Below are 17,918 nucleotides of genomic sequence, written 5' to 3'. Positions count from 1 at the left end.
TTGGACAGGTCGCCGCCGGCAATGGCCGTTGCCACGTCCGCGATGTTGCGGACTTGCGCGGTGAGGTTCGAGGCCATGAAGTTGACGTTGTCAGTGAGATCCTTCCAGGTGCCGGAAACCCCGGGCACCTGCGCCTGGCCTCCGAGCTTGCCTTCCGTGCCGACCTCGCGCGCCACGCGCGTCACTGCGGGGGCGAAGGAGTTGAGCTGGTCCACCAGGGTATTGATGGTGTCCTTCAGCTCGAGAATCTCGCCGCGCACGTCCACGGTGATCTTGCGCGACAAGTCACCGCGCGCGACTGCCGTGGTGACGTTGGCGATGTTGCGCACCTGTGCGGTGAGATTGCCGCACATCGCGTTCACGGAGTCGGTGAGGTCCTTCCAGGTGCCGGCGACGCCGGGCACGATGGCCTGACCGCCGAGCTTGCCGTCCGTGCCGACCTCGCGCGCCACCCGGGTGACTTCGGAAGCGAAGGAGCGCAGCTGGTCCACCATGGTGTTGATGGCTTCCTTCAGCTGCAGGATCTCGCCGCGCACGTCGACCGTGATCTTCTTGGAGAGATCGCCGTTGGCGACCGCAATCGTCACTTCGGCGATGTTGCGGACCTGATTGGTCAGGTTGTTCGCCATGGAGTTGACGCTCTCGGTCAAATCCTTCCACACGCCTGTCACTTCGGGCACCTGGGCCTGGCCGCCAAGCTTGCCCTCGGTGCCGACCTCGCGCGCCACTCGCGTCACTTCGGAGGTGAACACGCCCAGCTGCTTGATCATGGTATTGACGATGTTGGCCGATTGCAGGAACTCGCCACGCAGCGGACGGCCGTCGACGTCGAGCTTGACGGTCTGCAACAGATCGCCCTGCGCCACCGCCGCAACGGCGCGGGTTACCTCGCGCGTCGGCCACAACAGGTCGTCGATCAGCGTGTTGACCGATCCTTCCATGTCGGCCCACGAGCCGCTGGCCAGTCCGAATTTCACGCGCTGGCGCGTCTTGCCTTCCCGGCCGACAACCTGCCCGACCAGTTCGAGCTGCTGCGCCATGCGCTGGTTGGCCGCGATGATTTCGTTGAAGGTGTCCGCGATCTTGCCGTCGATGCCGAGACGGTCGCCGCTCATGCGCACCGAGAAATCGCCGCTGCGCATCGCCTGAAGCGCAAGCAGCAGCTCCTGGCGGGAATCGGGCTGGGACGTGCCGTTGGTTTTACGTTTGGAGCCCCGACGACCGGATTGCGAAGCCGTTCCGGGACCAAGGTCGCTCATCTCATTCCCCCCGCGAGTGCAGCCGAACGCGTGCAGAATTTGAAAATTGAACGTCAGCAAAATCCGAAGGTCGAGGAGCAGCCCCGGGCACCAACAAATGGAACCTGCATTGCTCGGCCTGACGAAAACAACACAATGGCTTGCATGATGTTCCTGCCCTGCCGGGGAATTCTCGACCATCTGGCGGCTCCGCTGCGCGTGGAACTCGCCGGTGCAAGCGCTTCTCAGGGAACGGGGCGCGGAGGCGGAGGTTAGGCCGGCAGGGAGATTGATGATGAGAATTGCACTCACGACGCTGGCAGCATTGCTGCTCTTGACCGGCGCCGCGCAGGCCCAGAATCAGAACGGAGGACCTAGCGGCCGCGGCGCGGTGACCGGCGATCCGGCGGCGAGCTCGGCAAACCCGCGCGCCGAGCCCACGACGGGCACCGCGATGAAGCCCGGCCCCAGTGGCAGCGGGACCTCCACGTCAGGCGGCCGGGATGACAATCTCGATCAAGGCCGTGACAAGATGCCCGAAAGCAATCGCACGGTCAGGCCGCAAAGCGAACAGCGTCCGGAGAGATGAACGATAGGTGGCATTCTCGACGGACTCCGAGCGGGCCACGACAAAGTCCAATGCGCTGACATGTTAACATCGATGCGGACAGCGCCTGGCCGCGCAGAGGGCCATCCCAAGATACCTTTTGTCGGTTTTTTCGACACCGGATATCATGCCGACTTTCGGCCCTTGCCGCACAAATTTTTTGCATACATTCAAGTTTACAATCAATACCTTATCGCATTTTTGCGGGATGGAGGCCCAAGGCTGCTCACAATTTGGATCACACCATCATTGACGGAAAACATCGACAAGGCTTAGCGTCGCCCTCCATCGCAGTCCCAGCGAAGGTGGTCTCTTATGTTTTCCATTCCTTTCAATCGGCGCCACGCAGCTTGCGTCATGCTTGCAGCGGGAGCCGCACTATTGTCGTCTCCGGTTCAACCAGCCCGCGCGGCGGACGAGGTGTTGGTGGGCGTCATTCAGCCGCTCTCCGGTCCCAACGCCCAGTTCGGCATAGGCGCCCAGCGCGGCACCGAGCTCGCAGCCGAGATGATCAACGCTGCAGGCGGCATCAAGGCGCTTGGCGGCGCCAAGATCAAGCTGGTAGCCGCCGACGTCCCAACGCCGAATACTGCCGCCGCCGCTACCCAGCGCCTGATCTCCCAGAACGGGGTCAGCGCAGTGGTGGGCGCCTTCGTTTCCTCCACCACGATCGCCGCCTCGGAAGTCACCGAGCGTGCCGGCATCCCGCTCATCACCTTCGCTTTTGCCGACCAGATCACTTCGCGAGGCTATCAGCACGTATTCCAGGTATCGCCCAAGGGTACCGTGTTCGGCGAGGCGCAATTCAACTACGCCACTGAGATCGCCAAGGCCGGCGGCGAAAAAGTCGACAAGATCGCAATTCTTTACGAGGACACCGCTTACGGCACAGCCCAGGCCAAGGGCCTGCGCGACGCGGCGAAGAAGGCGGGCGTCGAGGTGATGCTCGACGAGGCCTATCCGCTCGGAATTACCGACGTGTCACCACTGGTGAACAAGCTGCGCGCCTCCGGCGCCCAGATGGCCTTCCCGGTCTCCTACCTCAACGACAGCCTGCTCATCATCCGCGCGCTGCGCCAGCAGAAGATCGACATTCCCGTAGTCGGCGGCGCGGCAGGTTACATCATCCCCGATTTCAAGAAGGGTCTCGGCGACTATGCCGAAGGCGTGCTGTCCGTCGCGGCCGCAAGCGGCGACCTGATCCCCGAACTCGCCGCCAAGTACAAGGAGAAGCACGGCTCCTTCATCACCCACGAGGCCATCATGCACGCAGCGGCGCTCGATGCGGTGGCGCAGGCCATGGAGAAGGCGAAATCCTCGGATCCGCAAAAGGTGCGGGACGCCCTCGCCACGCTCGATTACTGCGCCGGCTTCGCCCGTGGCGTGCCGGGCGGCTGCATCAAGTTCGACAAAACCGGCCTCAACACCTCCGCTTTCCCGGTCATGGTGCAGTGGCGCGGCGACGAGCCTGTCACCGTCTATCCGCCCCAGGCAGCCAAAGCTGCGCCGATCTGGCGCGGCAAGCCGATGAAGTGAGATCGGGCCGGCGGCGCCGGCCCCCTTCCCCTCCCATCGCGGAGGCCCTTTCCAGCCTCTCAGGACACTTATGTTCCAGGCCCTTGTCGATGGTATCTTGCTGGGTGGCGTCTATGGCGTGATAGCCACAGGATTGTCGCTCGTCTTCGGAGTACTCGGCGTCGTCAATTTCGCCCATGCCGAGTTTCTCATGCTCGGGATGTACGTGGCATGGTTTGCCTGGCGCTGGCTCGGGCTGGATCCGATGCTCGGCTCCGTCCTTTCTTTCATCGTGGTGTTCGCGGTGGGCTACCTCGTGCAGCGCACGCTCATCGAGCGGGTACTAAAGGCACCGCCCGCCGCGCAGGTTTTCCTCACGGTGGGCCTCCTCATAGTCATCGAGAACGCCGCGCTCATGGCGTTCGGCTCGGAATTCCGCTCGGTCAGCGTGCCTTACCAGGTGGAGGGCTACAGGCTCGGCGACATCTTCATCGGCGCGCCCTATCTCTACGCCTTCATCGCCGCCATCATCCTTGCCGCCGTCCTTTGGCTATACCTGGAGCGCTCCTGGACGGGACGGGCCATCCGCGCCGTGGCGCAGGATCCGATGGCCTCGACGCTGGTGGGTGTCGATACGAGGCGCACCTATGCGCTGGCTTTCGGACTCGGCGTCGCGCTCACTGCCTTCGGCGGTGCAGTTATCCTGCCCTACATCACGGTCAGCCCAACCGTCGGCGGACAATTCGTGGTGCTCATGTTCACGGTGGTGGTGCTGGGCGGCCTCGGTTCGGTGGCGGGGGCGCTGGCGGGCGGCATCGTCGTGGGCGTCGTGCAGTCCATGTCCACCCTCGTCTTCCCCATCCAGTTGCAGAACCTCTGCCTGTTCGTGATCTTCATCGCCGTCCTTGCCCTGCGCCCGCAGGGCCTCATCAAAGGCGCCTAAAGCCATGCGGTCCTTCCTTTCGCCCGGACGCGTGGCGCTGCTCCTCTTCTTCCTCGCGGCGGCGTTGTTGCCCTTCTTCGTCGACCCCCGCGGACACCTTCTGCGCGTCGCCGCCATGGTCCTGCTGTTCGCGGCCATGGCCCAGTCCTGGAACGTTGTCGGCGGCCTCGCCAACCAGATCTCGCTGGGCCACGCCGGCTTCTTCGGCCTCGGAGCCTACACTTCGACCCTGCTTTTCCTGAAGCTCGGCATCTCGCCCTGGTTCGGTTTGTTCGCCGGGGCTTTGGTGGCGGGCAGCGCGGCGGCGCTACTCTCGATCCCTACCTTTCGTTTGAAGGGGCATTACTTCGCACTCGCCACCCTCGCCTTCGCGGAGGTGATGCGGGTGATCGCCAATAGCTGGGCGAGCTTGACGGGGGGACCGGTGGGTCTCTCAATTCCCTTCATGGGCAGCCAGCCGGCCTATTTCGCTTTCCGCGCCGTGTCTTCTTACTACTGGATCATCCTGGCACTCCTCGTGCTTGTGTGCCTTGTCTTCCACCTGCTCGCGACCGGGGCCATCGGCTACCGGCTGCGCGCAGTGCGGGAGAACGAGAACGCGGCGGAGGTCGCAGGCATCGACACTTTCCGGGTAAAGCTCACCGCCAGCGTGATCTCCGCGGCACTCACTGCCGTGTGCGGCACGGTGTTCGCCCAGTTCACTTTCTACTTCGATCCGGACTCCATCTTCGCGCTGGCCAGCATATCGGTACGGATGGCCATGATCGCCATCGTGGGCGGGCTCGGCACCCTCGCCGGTCCAATCCTCGGCGCGCTGTTTCTGATTCCGCTGGAAGAAGTGGCGAACGCCTTGCTCTCCTCCAAGGCGGCAGGCCTCTCCCAGTTCGCGTTTGGCGTAATCCTGATCGCCGCCATCCTCATCCAGCCGCGAGGCCTCATGGCCTACTGGCCGAAAAAGCGGCACCCGGCCGGCTCGAGGGGAGCCTGACTCATGGGCGCACTCCTTGAAGCCGACGCCATTTGCGTCACGTTCGGCGGCCTGAGGGCGGTGGACGGCGTGTCTTTCACCGTGAACGCTGGCGAGATCATCGGCCTGATCGGCCCGAACGGGGCGGGCAAGACCACGATCTTCAACGCCCTCGTCGGTCTCCAGCCGCTCACCTCCGGCTTCGTCAGGCTCGGTGGGGAGAGAGTCTCCGGTCTCAAGCCCCACCGTGTGGCCCAGAAGGGCATGACCAAAACCTTCCAGAACGCCGCTCTCTTTCCTGACATGAGCGTGGTCGAGAACGTCACCACGGCCGCTCTCCTGCGCCACGACCTCCATGGCGCGCGGACGAAGGCCGAAGCAGTGCTCGAGAAGCTCGGCCTCAACGGTATCGCCCAAGCCGATGTGGCCGACCTCACATTTCCTCAGAAGGCACTGGTTGAAATGGCCCGCGCGCTTGCCACCGAGCCGCGCGTGCTCCTGCTCGACGAGGTGATGGCGGCGCTGACCCATAGCGAGATGGACGAGGTGATGGAGGTGATCCGTGGGCTCCGCGCCGAGGGCCTGAGCTTCCTCGTGGTCGAGCACCACATGCGGGCGATCATGGCCCTGTGCGACAAGCTGCTGGCGGTAAACTTCGGGCGCCTGCTGGCCCATGGCACCCCCGCCGAGGTCGCCGCAAACCCGCAAGTGATCGAAGCCTATCTCGGCCACGGTGCCGTGGGAAAGGAGGCCGCGCATGCTTGAGGTTTGCGACCTTTCCGCCGCTTATGGCGGGCCGGACGTACTCTCTGGCGTGAGCCTTGAGGTGAAGGCGGGTGAGACGGTAGCGGTGCTCGGCGCCAACACCGCCGGCAAGACGACTCTCCTGCGCGCCATCTCGGGCCTCGTCCCCAAGGCGCGGGGCCATATCGCGTTCGAGGGCACAGCGCTGCTTGGCCGGCCAGCCCACGCCATTCCTGACCTCGGCATCGGGCACGTGCCGGAGGGCCGCCATGTATTCCCGCGCATGTCGACGCTCGACAACCTCCTGATGGGCGCATTCTGCCATCGCGACGCGCGCGACCTGACCGAGCGCATCGAGCGCGTCTTCAAGCTATTCCCGCGCGTAAAGGAGCGGCAGACGCAGATGGCCGGTTTAATGTCCGGTGGCGAGCAACAGATGATCTCCATCGGGCGCGCTCTCATGGGCACGCCGAAGCTCCTCCTCCTCGACGAGCCGAGCCACGGCCTCGCGCCCCTTGTCGTGGACGAACTGCACGTCGCCATCGGCGAGATCAACCGGCAGGGTGTCTCCGTGCTGCTCGTCGAGCAGAACGCGATGCTCGCCCTTTCGGTCGCACATCGCGGCTACGTGCTGGAAGCGGGTCACGTCGTGCTGTCCGGCACGTCGGACGAACTGTCCGCCGATCCCGGCGTCAGGCGCGCTTATCTGGGCATCTAATGCTGCATCAAATCCTCATGGAGAAAGACAGATGAAGGTGAAAGCCGGCGTTGCGCAGGTGGGCGCAGTTCCGTTCAACGTGGAAGCTTCCGTTACCAAGGCGGGGGAGTGGATCGCCAAGGCGGGTGCGGAAGGATGCCAGATCGTGGTGTTCCCGGAGGCGTTTATCTCGGTTTATCCGAAGGGCGTTAACTTCGATATTTACATCGGCGGCCGCACCGTACGCGGGCGCGAGGAGTTCCGCCGCTATTTCGACGCCACCATCACCGTGCCGGGACCGGAGACCGAGCGCATCGGCAAGGCTGCTGCGGCGGCCAAGACCTACGTGGTCATCGGCGTCATGGAGCGCGATCTCGGTACCATGTACTGCACCGCGCTCTACTTCGGACCAGACGGCAGCCTGCTCGGCAAGCACAGGAAGCTCATGCCCACCGCCGGCGAGCGCCTCGCCTGGGGCTTCGGAGACGGCTCGACACTTCCGGTTTTCGATACGCCCATCGGCAAGATTGGCGCCGTGATCTGCTGGGAGAACTACATGCCGATGCTGCGCATGGCTATGTACGCCAAGGGCGTGTCCCTCTACTGCGCCCCCACCGCGGACGACCGCGAGACATGGCTGCCCACCATGCGTCACATCGCGCTGGAGGGCCGGTGCTTCGTGCTCTCCACATGCCAGGTGGTAAAGCGCCGCGACTTTCCGGCGGATTATCGCTGCGCCATTTCCGACGATCCGGAGGCCATCCTTATGCGCGGCGGCGCAGTGATCATCGATCCGCTCGGAAAGATACTGGCTGGTCCCGTCTTCGACGAGGAAATGCTGCTCACCGCCGAGCTCGACCTGGACGAACTGGGGCGCGCCAAGTTTGATTTCGACGTGGCCGGGCACTATGCACGCCCCGACGTATTCACCCTCACGGTCAACGAGGCGCCCCAGCACGCCGTCAGCCTTAAAGGCTGACGGAAAAGTGGATACAGAGCAGACAGAATCCTGCATTCTCCGGTTCGGTGCCATCGCACCGCACTGTGAGCGACACGCCTCATGGACATGGAAGAAAAGCTCGCCAAGATCGGCATAACCGGAAAGCTGTACCGGCTCTACCTCGCCGCCGTGGAATTAGGCGAGGCACCTGTGCAGGAGGTGGCGGCCCGTGCCGGGCTTCCTCGCACGACGGCCTATGACGTGCTTGGCCGACTTGAGCAGGAAGAGCTCATCCGGATCGAGGAGCGCAACGGCCGGCGCTACGTCGTCGCCGAAGATCCGGTGGGCATGCTCCAGCGCCTCGAGCTGCGCCGCCAGGTGATCAGCGATCTGATGCCCCAGATCCGCTCCATCTATAACCGTGCCAAGGGCAAGCCGCAGATCCGCTTCTACGAAGGCGCGGAGGGTATCCACACGGTCCTGTGGAATACCCTGACCTGCCAGAGCAGGACACTGCGCGGCATTCTGTCCATGCACGAGCTGATCGAGACACCCGGCCTCGCCGAGATGGACGACTACATCACTGAGCGCGTGAAGCGTGGCATCGCGCTGAAGGTTCTTCGCTCACGCGACAGGGACGTGGAGAAGATTTGGCCCTCAGCCAGGGAGCAACTGCGCGAGCTGCGTTACGCGCCGGAAGGCATCACGCTCGGCGTCACGCAATATGTCTATGACGACAAGGTTTCCATCATCTCGTCCAAGCGGGAGAATTACGGCCTGATCATCGAGAGCGACGACTTCGCACGCCTGCAGCTGACATTGTTCGAGACCCTCTGGTCCATATCGATTCCCGCGGCGCCTCCTGCCCTGCCGCGCAAAGGAGCAGGCGCGCGCAAGCAAGCGAAAGGAGCGTAGATGGAACGCCGAAGGGCGGCGAAACGCTGGATGAATGTGGGGCCGCCCCACTGAGTTGGACGTGCGTCCGCCGACATCAGAGGACATGCGCACAGGAAGAGGGATAAGCAGGCGATGAGTATGTCCATTCGCGCTGGTGCGGTTGCGGCGGCGCTGGCTGGTTCGTGCATGGCGGCCCCGGCGGTGCTGGCTGCCGAGTGCAGGATCGGCGCGGCGGTGACTATCGAGACTCCAGTCTGCAGCATAAGAACGGCGGAAGCGCTTGGGGAGCCGACGCAAGCCATCGAATGGGAAGACGGCGGGATCTTCCGTTCGTTGATTGTGGTGACCTTGACCAGGCCGACTTCCATCAAGGGATATCTTGCCCGGTGGCGCCATCACCACAAATGCGCCGCCACGACGCGGCCGTTCGATTATCCCGTACCCTATTCGACCCGGACCGGCGCGGCGCGCACAAACCCGCCGCAGCTGGAATGGGAGGGATCCTGCGCAGGCGGAGACAGCTATATCATCCGCGCCATCCATCTCAGGACACAGGTGGTGGAGGTGCACGTGGACCGGAGGGCGCTGCGAGGGCCAGATCTCGAACCGGCTTTTCTTGCGCTGCTCCGTCAGATCCGCTTGCTCCCCACAGCTCCATGATGGGCTGATCGGATCAAGCGCGAAGATGCATTGCGGCGACATCGCTCCTGCGCCAATGTCCGCGCGGGAGTTTGCTTGATGCCCGCACAACTGGACATCGCGACGGTTCGAGAGCACCGGATTCGAGCCGCCTTTGTCGCGGTGACCCTCGCCGCGCCAGTGATCATCATTGTCACGGTCGCTCAGCCACTGTTGGTCTATTCCCTGACCCTGGCCACGTTCGGTCTCGCCCACGTGCTCTCCGAGTTGCGCTACGTCGACCGCCGGTTTTCCAGATCGCTTGAAAGGCGCGAGCTCGTGGCAATCGCGGTGCTGCTCCTCGGCGCGCTGGCAGCACGCATCTCGGGCGTCTCAGGGCTCGTCGGCATTGGGACGGCCTTGCCTGTCGAGCTTGGCTTCGTCGTTGCCATGGCGCTGAGCGTGGCGCGGGGCAGCCTGGCCCAACGCGGCCTGGCCGCGACCATCGGCACCGCGCTTGGCGCAGCCACCTTCGCTGCTCCCTTCGACACGGCGGTATCGCTTTCCATCCTGCATAACCTGACACCTCTCGCGTTCCTGTGGGAGCTCGCGCCGCGCCGGTCACGCACTATCATCATCCTCGTGGCGTCAATCGTCTTTGTCGCCCTGCCGCTGCTCGTCGCCACGGGTCTGCCCCGGCTGGTCCTGCAGACGTGGTTACCGGCAACCTCGGCATTGGACCCACTGGCAGCCGGTCCGCTCGCATCCCAGCTCTACGTCTACGTGCCCTCGCCTCTGCTGCACCGGGCGGAAGCGATTGACCTGTTCTCGGCCTCCGTGGTGGCGCAATGCGCCCATTACGCGGCGGTTATCATCGTGCTGCCGACGATGCTGGCCGCTCGCGACCCTGAAGCGCAAGGCATCGTCCCCTGGCCAAAGGGGGTGATCTTCGCCGCGCTGCTCGCCGCCGCATCCGCCTTCGCAGCCTACCGGTTCTCGCTCGGCTTCGTCTCGGCCCGCGCCCTCTACGCAATCGCTGCCTCCGTGCACGCCTGGATCGAGGTGCCGCTGATTGTCATAGCATTGAGCCGCGGTACAGATCAGCCGTCGAGCAGCAGTCCCACGCTGGCCGAGGCCGCATTGGCGAGCGCCGAGACCGCAAGCGCTCGTCGAGCGGCAAGCCCGCAGCCCCAGTGAACGATCGCCGCCTCCGCGAGGATGACCACGACCTCGATCGCGGCAAACGCCGCCTCGTAGCCAAGACGGGGATACAGCCACTCGGCCGCCGCCCACGCCTGCGGATGTGTGACGCAGGTGGCGATCGCGATGGCGACAGCGGCATGGCCCGAGCCGCGGCACGGCCACGCCGTCGCCCGGACGAGGCCATAAGCGGCCACCCCCTCGACGGCGATGGAAGTCAGCAATGCCTGCAGCTCAGTCATGGCGCTTAGCCCTGTTCTGTGGAAATAGAACGTTGAGGGAGAACCACCATGCGCATAGTCCGGACCGCCCTTGTTGCGACGCTGATCGCAATGACAACTGCCTCAGCCGATGTGCTTCCACCACGGCCAGAGCCACCTCCGCCCCCACCGTCCGGGCCGAGCAAGGCCATAATCCGAGGCCTGGCGGTGGAGCAAGTCTACGGGCGGCGGCGCGATCGCTGGACGGTGATGATCCGCTCGTGCACCAGGGAGCAGCCTGGCTGTCATGGACTCAGGCCGGGAAATTGCATCGTCACCGCGGTGGAGGGCCGGGAGCTTGCAGGCGGAGACATCGCAGCCTTGGTCGCGGCCGCAGACGGGTCCAGCGCGGCACAGTTGAAATTGCGGCTGGACGGCGACTGCGGGCTACGCGAGTTGAGCCTCGTCAACTGAGGTTCTACGCGGAGCTTGTCGAAATCCTGAGGCTTCGCACCGCGTGCCTCAGTGACATTGCAAATGCGATGGTCACGCAATTGAACCTGGTTTGCAGCTCCTGGTGATCTCCTAAGAAGAGACCATCACTTTGCGATCAAGTACGGACCGAGACACAAATGCCGCAACCCTGATCGGAGCAACACGTCAACGGCCTCGGCGGGCCTGGAGACAATCGGCTCCCCGTGCAGATTGAACGACGTGTTCAACAGCGCGCCCACCCCGGTCTTGTCGCGGAACGCGGACATGATCCGATAATATTCGGTATTCCATTCCCTTGTGACTATCTGCGGACGAACCGAAAGGTCTTCTGGATGGCAGCCGGCAATGATCTTGTTCGCATCGCGCGCGTCAAAGGTCATGATCATGTAGGGCGCAGACAGGCCTTTTGGATTGTGAACGAATGCGTCTGCCACTTCTTCCATGATGGAGCAGGCGAATGGCATCCAGAAATCGCGACTCTTGATCGCCCGGTTGATTGATTTGACTACGTGCGCGCGAGACGGATCGGCAAGGATCGAACGGTTTCCAAGCGCCCGCGCCCCGAACTCCTCTCGATCCGCAAACCGGGCCACGATCTCTCCTCGCGACAACAAGCTCGCGACTTCCTCCGAAATGTCGTCGGGACGGCACACCGTGCACTGCGCCGCATTCGCCGTTGAGGCGGCATGCTCATAATCGGCGCAGGAAGGAGGCAGCCCGAGGTAGAGCGGCCCAACCGGCCGAATGCTGCGCGATTGCCCGTGGTCTTCGAGATGGGCCCACGCGGCGCCGATGCAATTTGTCTCGTCTCCACAAGAAGGAAAAACGAACATCTCTCGCAATTCGGACAGCTCCATAATGGCCTTGTTCATCTTGACGTTCATGAAGACGCCACCCGACAGTCGGACCGACTTGAGGCCCGACCGCTTCAGCCAGTACCGAATCCAGTTGCAAACGAACTCCTCGGTAAACAGCTGAAGCCCGCCGCATATCGCGTCGAAACGCTTGAACTCGAGCCTATCGCGCCAATAGTTGTATGCATACATCGCCTCGGGTAGACCATTGGCACGTCGCCAGCTGCCCTTCTCCATTTTAAATCCGCTGTGAAATATGTCGGCCGTATCCCGCGCTGCATTGAGCGCGGCGTAAGGCGCCATGCCCATCATCTTGTACTCGTGCTCGTTGGGAACCATCCCCATCAACGACGTCAGCAACGCCCACAAGATACCAATCGAGTGCTGTTCCTCGACGGCGACGATGCGCCGTAGCACGCCGGACTCGTCCGGAACTGCGACTGTCGCGCACAGACCGTCTCCCGCGCCGTCGAGTGTCATTACAAGCACGTCGGGCCGCGACCTTGCTCCATAATACGCAGTCATTGCATGACAGCGATGATGTTCAATTTTGGAGACAGCGCCTGGAGCAACGCGGTGGGCCAGCACGGGACCTGTCCTTCTGCTCCATCGATGAGCGTGCGTCAGCGACCGCAACGGCGTGTGCCGGGCCCAGCGCCTCGGGTATTGGCCGAGACTTGTTTTTTCCTTGTAGGCAACGATTTGCGAAGCGCGATCACCGGGAGTGCCCGGCAGATAGTAGTGCTCATGGCCCGCAAACACATACGCATCTACATCTCGCCAGCCTGCACCGATCGCATTCAATTGCGCCTCGATCGACAGTGCGGGAAAGCCGGTCCAATTCTTGATGCGCGTGATGCGCTCTTCCTGAACCGCGCTGACCAGCTGACCATCCCGGACCAGACAGGCCGCCGCGTTGTGACCATCGTGAATGCCACAAATCAGCATCGTTTGCCCTCCCCGCAATTGAGAAACAAACAGGACACGCCGGCCGCTTGAGACGTTCGACAGCCTGACTCCGCTGTCGCGATCGCGCAGCATTTTTCTTAGAGGTCGCTGAGATCACAGGCGATTGGCCGCCCGGAGTCGTTGGGTCCTTTCCTAATTCGCTCCGACCTTCGCCGCTCCGTTCGGCCCGCCTGCCACGCCGCTTGCCACTACCCGCCAAAACCAGGCCGTGCCGAAGGACACCAGCTCGCGCTGACGGTGTGGTTCACCGGACAACCGCGGCGCATGTAGATGGTTCCAGGAACGGGCATCGCCCCTAGCCCGACGTCGCCCCACGCCTCCCGGCCGAGGAAGGCCCCGCAACAATCACGAGGCCGAAGCGGTTGCCGTTGGAGACCCTGCCAAGAAAGTCCCGCCCGCGTCCGTCTGGCCCTTCAGGGGAGTTTTGCCGACTCGGGCGAGGTTGCTTCCAAGCGACATAGGGCGATACGGACGCTAGCCCGCTTTAATGGACCACGCTGCGCGCCAGCGAGCTCATTCATTTTGTATGAAGATATGGTGGGGGAGGCAGGACTCGAACCTGCGAAGCCATGAGGCGGCTGATTTACAGTCAGCTCCCTTTGCCACTCGGGACACTCCCCCGCTCGACGGCAGCACACCCGCCCGGACGAGCCGGCGACGGAAGGGCCATGGAGACGAGAAGACCGCGGCGCGCCCTTGAGACGGCGGCGGACGGCGCGTTTATGGTCGAAGCGGCAGGGCAAAGTCAACCAACCCGGGCGCCAAAATCCGCCCCTCGGATACCCAAATTGCCATATTCCGGAAGCCGTGACACAAGCTCCCCATGAACGAGCGCGAATCCAGGCCCCGATTCCGCCGCGGGGGCGGTAAGCCCTTCGACAAAGGGCGCAAATCCGCCCCCCGCCCGACCTCCTCGCGCTCGACCTGGCGCGAACGGGAGCAACGGCCCGACGGGCCGGTCATCCTCTACGGCTGGCACACCGTAACCATGGCGCTCGCCAACCCCAAGCGGCGGATCCAGAAGCTGTTCGTCACCGAAAACGCCGCCCGGCGTCTTGCCGAGGAGAACATCGCCACCCGCGTTGCCCCCGAGATCGTGCGCCCGCAGGAGATCGACCGCCGGCTGTCGCCCGACGCGGTGCATCAGGGCCTGCTGGCGGAAGCCGATCCCTTGCCCTCGCCCGACATTGCGACCCTTGAGCCGGAAGGCCTGGTGCTGGTGCTCGACCAGATCACCGACCCGCACAATGTCGGCGCGATCCTGCGCTCGGCCGCCGCCTTCGCGGTGAAGGCGATCGTTACTACCGCCCGGCACAGTCCGGAAGCGACCGGGGTCCTCGCCAAGGCAGCCTCCGGCGCGCTCGAGCTGATACCGCTTGTCACCGTGCAGAACCTGGCGCGTGCGCTTAACCAGCTCAACGAGCGCGGCTTCATGACCGTCGGACTCGACAGCGAGGGCAGCGAGAATCTCGACGCCATCACGCTGCGCGAGCCCCTGGCGCTGGTGCTGGGCGCCGAAGGCAGGGGCCTGCGGCAGTTGACGCGCGAGACCTGCAACGTGGTGGCGCGGCTCGATATGCCGGGCGAAATCAAGAGCCTCAATGTCTCGAATGCCGCAGTGCTCGCGCTCTATATCGGCGCCAGCCGGCTCGGACTGATGAAAAGCTGAAAAGCAAAAAGGCTCGCCCGCACATTGCGGACGGGCCTTCAGAAACGACTTAACCGATCAGCCGATCAGTAATAGCGCCGCAGCACCGGGCCGTAGTGGTGGTGGTGACCGTGCCAGCGATGCGAATAGCGGTGGTGACGCGGATAAACGGGAATCGCGTTTTCCTGATACACCGGATACGGGGCGAAGGCGCCGGGTCCGGTATAGGTCGGGCCCTGGTTGACATAGTAGTACTGCCTGGTCGGGTAGTACTGCGTAGCCGGATCGACGAGACGCTCATAGTAGCCGCAACCGCTGGCGCAGCCCGCATAGGTATAGGCCGGAACGTAGGCCGGCGCGGCGCACGGGCTGCCATAGACCGTACCGCACGGCGAGCAGCCACCCCATCCGCAGGCCATCGCCGGCGCAGCTCCCGCGATCATCACGGCAAGCGCCGCGACCAGTCCTGAAATCGTGTGACGCATCACTCTCACTCCTGTCGATTGCTCTGGGTTTAGTACGGAAGCTTCTTCGGTCCACCTTGCTTGAAATTGTGCGGCAGCGGCTCGGGATTGATCTGCGGCGCGATGATGATCGGCGGCGGATCCACCGGAACGTCGGACTGCGCCGGCAGCGGCGCCGAGTGTGAAGACCAGGACCGGTAATAGCTCTCGGCCGGCTGAGGCAATTTGCGACCAGCCGGCGGCTCGATCTCCAGGCGCCCATAGCCCGGACGCAGGCCCAGAGTCGGATAGTAATGGCCGACATTGGGCGGACCGTCGATGTAACGGCCGCCATAGATCGTAAGCTCGTTTTGCGCGCCCTTGCCGAGCCCAAATGTGCCCTCGACGACGGCGTACGAGGCATCGATGCCGTTGATGATGATGGGCACGCCGGGACGACCGGGAATGACGCGATCGAAGCCCTCGCCGGCAAAGGCCGCCGACGGCAATCCGATCAGAAGGGCAAATAGGGTTCGCACTCGCATGGGCTGTCCGCTTATCCGGGACGAGCCTAACCTCGAGGTGGAATCTCAAGGGTTAAAGTCGCGCATGAATGTTTTGGTAAGCCTAACGCCGCGTTCTTCCGCGCGCCTGGGCGGTCGAGCGCGATATCGCAATGTTAACGGCGCGTGGGAACTGCCGCGGGCTCCGCCCGGGACCCGCCCGTTTTCTCCCCAGCGCGTTTCGAGGTTCTGGCCCTTTGCCGCCAAGTCTGGTAATTCGACCGCCGAAACGGTTTGGTCGGCTATCGTCCGGCCGTTGCCAATCCCCAACAACTGGCCGGCTTAGCTCAGCGGTAGAGCAGCGGTTTTGTAAACCGAAGGTCGGGGGTTCAATCCCCTCAGCCGGCACCAGTAATACTCATCCTTGGTGTGATTGGTGGCCGTCGCGGCGCAATGGCGCGCGTGCCGGAGCTGACCCGAACGCGCTGCAATCAGCACGAATCTCGCTGGTGTGTGGCCACACGATTCCATGGACCCGAACGGATTAAGTGCTCTCGCTTTAAGGTTGCTGTATCTGCAAATATCGCGCCGGCTCCTCGTGACAGAAATTTGCAGGTAGAATTATCTGGTTCCCTCAATCGAGGCGTTACATCCGATTAACGCATCAAGGAGAAGATGCGTTCAGAACGGCCGCACGAACTTTGATCAAACGCAAGGTGCCGGCCCACCCACTGGTTCAAATGTACCGTGCCGGCAAGAGTCGAGGAGCGTCCATGTTTCAGGTTCGAATCCACGGTCGCGGTGGACAAGGCGTCGTCACGGGAGCCGAGATGCTTTCGATCGCCGCCTTCTTCGAGGGACGGCACGCACAGGCATTTCCCAGTTTCGGTTCCGAGCGCACCGGAGCGCCCGTCATCGCATTCTGCCGAATTGCCGATAAGGAAATCAGGCTGCGTGAACCCATCCTCGAACCCGACTGTCTGATCGTGCAGGATCCGACGTTGTTCAAGGTGATCGACGTGTTTGCCGGTCTGCGCAGCGACGGCTATCTGCTGGTCAACACCAACAAGAGCTTTGCCGAGCTTCATCTTGGCGAGGCCGTCAGTCGCCTGCCCAAGGGACACGCCGTGATCGTGCCGGCGACCGAATTTGCGCTCAAGCATATCGGCCGGCCGGTACCGAACGCCGCCCTGCTCGGCGCCTTTGCCGCGCTGACCGAATTCGTCCACGTCGACAGCGTCAAACGCGCCATCGAAGAGGCATTCCCCGGCAAGGTCGGCGCCGCCAACATCGCCGCGGCGACAGAAGCCTACGAATTCGTCTCGTCGCAGCAACACGCCACAACGGCGGCCTGAGGAGTAGCGGCATGCTCAAGCAAATCGAGGGGTCGCGCGCGATGGCTGAGGCGATCGCGCTGTGCCGGCCGGAAGTGATCTGCGCTTATCCCATTACGCCGCAGACCCACATCGTCGAAGGCCTCGGCGAACTGGTCAAGGACGGCAGTCTGGTCGACTGCGAATACATCAATGTCGAGAGCGAGTTCGCAGCCCTTTCGGTCGCGATCGGCGCGTCCGCGGCCGGCGCGCGGGCCTACACCGCCACCGCCTCGCAGGGGCTGCTGTTCATGGCCGAGGCGGTCTACAATGCCTCCGGCCTCGGCCTGCCGATCGTGATGACGCTCGGCAATCGCGCCATCGGCGCCCCGATCAATATCTGGAACGACCATTCCGACGCCATGTCGATGCGTGATTCCGGCTGGCTCCAGCTGTTTGCCGAGACCAATCAGGAAGCCGCCGACCTGCATATCCAGGCGTTCAAGATCGCCGAAGAACTGTCGATGCCGGTGATGGTATGCGTCGATGGTTTCATCCTGACCCATGCAATGGAGCGCATCGACGTTCCCGACCAGGCGACAGTGGACGGCTACTTGCCGCCCTACGATCCCGTCCAGGTGCTCGACCCCGGCTCCCCCGCCTCGATCGGCGCGATGGTCGGACCCGACGCCTTCACCGAAGTGCGTTTCCTCGCCCATTACAAGCAAACCCAGGCGCTGCGGCTGATCCCCGAGTTCGCGCGCGAATTTAACGAAAAGTTCGGGCGCGAATCGGGTGGCCTGTTGCGCAGCTATCGCACTGATGACGCCGACATGCTGGTGGTCGCGATGGGCTCGGTCTGCGGCACCATCAAGGACACGATCGACGAGATGCGCGACGAGGGCATCCGGATCGGGCTCGCGACCATCGTCTCGTTCCGGCCCTTCCCGGTCGATGCGCTGCGCAACGCGCTTGCCGGCGCCACGGACGTCGTGGTGATCGAGAAGAGCATCGCGGTCGGCATGGGCGGACAGCTTGCCGACAATGTCGGCGTCGCGCTGCGCAATCTGCCGCGCGCGCCGCGGCTGCACTCGGCGGTCGCGGGGCTTGGCGGACGAGCCATCACG

Annotated in this window: 18 protein-coding genes and 2 tRNA genes; 14 read left to right on the top strand and 6 right to left on the bottom strand. The window is 63.5% G+C overall.

Annotated elements, in window-relative coordinates; genetic code table 11:
- On the bottom strand, positions 1-1,259 hold a 1,259-nt coding region (locus HY852_RS21485), incomplete at its 3' end, for a HAMP domain-containing protein (protein WP_291606899.1).
- A gap of 274 nt (positions 1,260-1,533) precedes the next feature.
- Between HY852_RS21485 and HY852_RS21480 the strand changes: the two genes are divergently transcribed.
- The 10 genes from HY852_RS21480 (at position 1,534) to HY852_RS21435 (ending at position 10,363) form a co-directional block, all read left to right on the top strand.
- Positions 1,534-1,827 (top strand): hypothetical protein, encoded by a 294-nt coding sequence (locus HY852_RS21480; RefSeq protein ID WP_291606898.1) that lies wholly within the window; start codon positions 1,534-1,536, stop codon positions 1,825-1,827.
- Positions 1,828-2,271: 444 nt separating this feature from the next.
- Positions 2,272-3,381: an ABC transporter substrate-binding protein gene (locus HY852_RS21475; RefSeq protein ID WP_291606897.1), complete on the top strand. Its 1,110-nt coding sequence runs from the start codon at positions 2,272-2,274 to the stop codon at positions 3,379-3,381.
- A gap of 70 nt (positions 3,382-3,451) precedes the next feature.
- A complete protein-coding gene (locus HY852_RS21470) occupies positions 3,452-4,303 on the top strand; it encodes a branched-chain amino acid ABC transporter permease (protein ID WP_291606896.1) in 852 nt (283 codons plus the stop codon).
- A gap of 4 nt (positions 4,304-4,307) precedes the next feature.
- Positions 4,308-5,291 (top strand): branched-chain amino acid ABC transporter permease, encoded by a 984-nt coding sequence (locus HY852_RS21465; RefSeq protein WP_291606895.1) that lies wholly within the window; start codon positions 4,308-4,310, stop codon positions 5,289-5,291.
- A 3-nt stretch (positions 5,292-5,294) separates the two neighbouring features.
- Positions 5,295-6,035, top strand: coding sequence for an ABC transporter ATP-binding protein (locus HY852_RS21460; protein ID WP_291606894.1), 741 nt, complete (start codon positions 5,295-5,297; stop codon positions 6,033-6,035).
- The gene (locus tag HY852_RS21455) at positions 6,028-6,732 is read left to right on the top strand and encodes an ABC transporter ATP-binding protein (protein ID WP_291606893.1); all 705 of its coding nucleotides are present in this window, start codon (positions 6,028-6,030) and stop codon (positions 6,730-6,732) included. The genes HY852_RS21460 and HY852_RS21455 overlap by 8 nt, the downstream gene beginning before the upstream one ends.
- 31 nt (positions 6,733-6,763) lie before the next feature.
- Positions 6,764-7,690, top strand: coding sequence for a carbon-nitrogen hydrolase family protein (locus HY852_RS21450; RefSeq protein WP_291606892.1), 927 nt, complete (start codon positions 6,764-6,766; stop codon positions 7,688-7,690).
- An 81-nt stretch (positions 7,691-7,771) separates the two neighbouring features.
- Positions 7,772-8,566 carry a TrmB family transcriptional regulator gene (locus HY852_RS21445; protein WP_291606891.1) on the top strand — a complete coding sequence of 265 codons (795 nt, stop codon included), beginning with the start codon at positions 7,772-7,774 and terminating at the stop codon, positions 8,564-8,566.
- A 114-nt stretch (positions 8,567-8,680) separates the two neighbouring features.
- On the top strand, positions 8,681-9,208 hold the full coding sequence (locus HY852_RS21440) for a hypothetical protein (RefSeq protein ID WP_291606890.1): 528 nt from the start codon (positions 8,681-8,683) through the stop codon (positions 9,206-9,208).
- 78 nt (positions 9,209-9,286) lie between these two features.
- On the top strand, positions 9,287-10,363 hold the full coding sequence (locus tag HY852_RS21435; protein WP_291606889.1) for a hypothetical protein: 1,077 nt from the start codon (positions 9,287-9,289) through the stop codon (positions 10,361-10,363).
- Here the strand turns inward: HY852_RS21435 and HY852_RS21430 are convergent.
- From HY852_RS21430 to HY852_RS21420, 3 genes are all read right to left on the bottom strand, one after another.
- Positions 10,267-10,608 (bottom strand): hypothetical protein, encoded by a 342-nt coding sequence (locus tag HY852_RS21430; protein ID WP_291606888.1) that lies wholly within the window; start codon positions 10,606-10,608, stop codon positions 10,267-10,269. The two genes, HY852_RS21435 and HY852_RS21430, sit on opposite strands and share 97 nt — an antisense overlap.
- A gap of 557 nt (positions 10,609-11,165) precedes the next feature.
- Positions 11,166-12,956, bottom strand: a complete 1,791-nt coding sequence (locus HY852_RS21425; protein WP_291606887.1) for a carbamoyltransferase C-terminal domain-containing protein — start codon at positions 12,954-12,956, stop codon at positions 11,166-11,168.
- 463 nt (positions 12,957-13,419) lie between these two features.
- A tRNA-Tyr gene (locus HY852_RS21420) sits at positions 13,420-13,505 on the bottom strand.
- 202 nt (positions 13,506-13,707) lie between these two features.
- Between HY852_RS21420 and rlmB the strand changes: the two genes are divergently transcribed.
- Entirely contained in the window at positions 13,708-14,553 is an 846-nt protein-coding gene (gene rlmB, locus HY852_RS21415; RefSeq protein ID WP_291606886.1) for a 23S rRNA (guanosine(2251)-2'-O)-methyltransferase RlmB, read from the top strand.
- A 65-nt stretch (positions 14,554-14,618) separates the two neighbouring features.
- Here rlmB and HY852_RS21410 read toward each other — a convergent pair whose 3' ends face one another.
- Both HY852_RS21410 and HY852_RS21405 read right to left on the bottom strand, forming a co-directional pair.
- Complete coding sequence (locus HY852_RS21410; RefSeq protein WP_291606885.1) at positions 14,619-15,017, bottom strand: hypothetical protein; 399 nt, start codon at positions 15,015-15,017, stop codon at positions 14,619-14,621.
- 29 nt (positions 15,018-15,046) lie between these two features.
- Entirely contained in the window at positions 15,047-15,520 is a 474-nt protein-coding gene (locus HY852_RS21405) for a hypothetical protein (protein ID WP_291606884.1), read from the bottom strand.
- A 294-nt stretch (positions 15,521-15,814) separates the two neighbouring features.
- Here HY852_RS21405 and HY852_RS21400 point away from each other — a divergent pair.
- From HY852_RS21400 to porA, 3 genes are all read left to right on the top strand, one after another.
- A tRNA-Thr gene (locus tag HY852_RS21400) sits at positions 15,815-15,889 on the top strand.
- 362 nt (positions 15,890-16,251) lie between these two features.
- A complete protein-coding gene (locus HY852_RS21395; RefSeq protein WP_291606883.1) occupies positions 16,252-16,833 on the top strand; it encodes a 2-oxoacid:acceptor oxidoreductase family protein in 582 nt (193 codons plus the stop codon).
- Positions 16,834-16,844: 11 nt separating this feature from the next.
- The coding region (porA, locus tag HY852_RS21390) for a pyruvate ferredoxin oxidoreductase (RefSeq protein ID WP_291606882.1) at positions 16,845-17,918 on the top strand (1,074 nt) is incomplete at its 3' end.

Source organism: Bradyrhizobium sp., from assembly GCF_016213215.1.
Classification (GTDB): domain Bacteria; phylum Pseudomonadota; class Alphaproteobacteria; order Rhizobiales; family Xanthobacteraceae; genus Bradyrhizobium.
The sequence above is the reverse complement of the archived record's forward strand: the minus strand, read 5'-3'. Positions and strand labels throughout refer to the sequence as shown.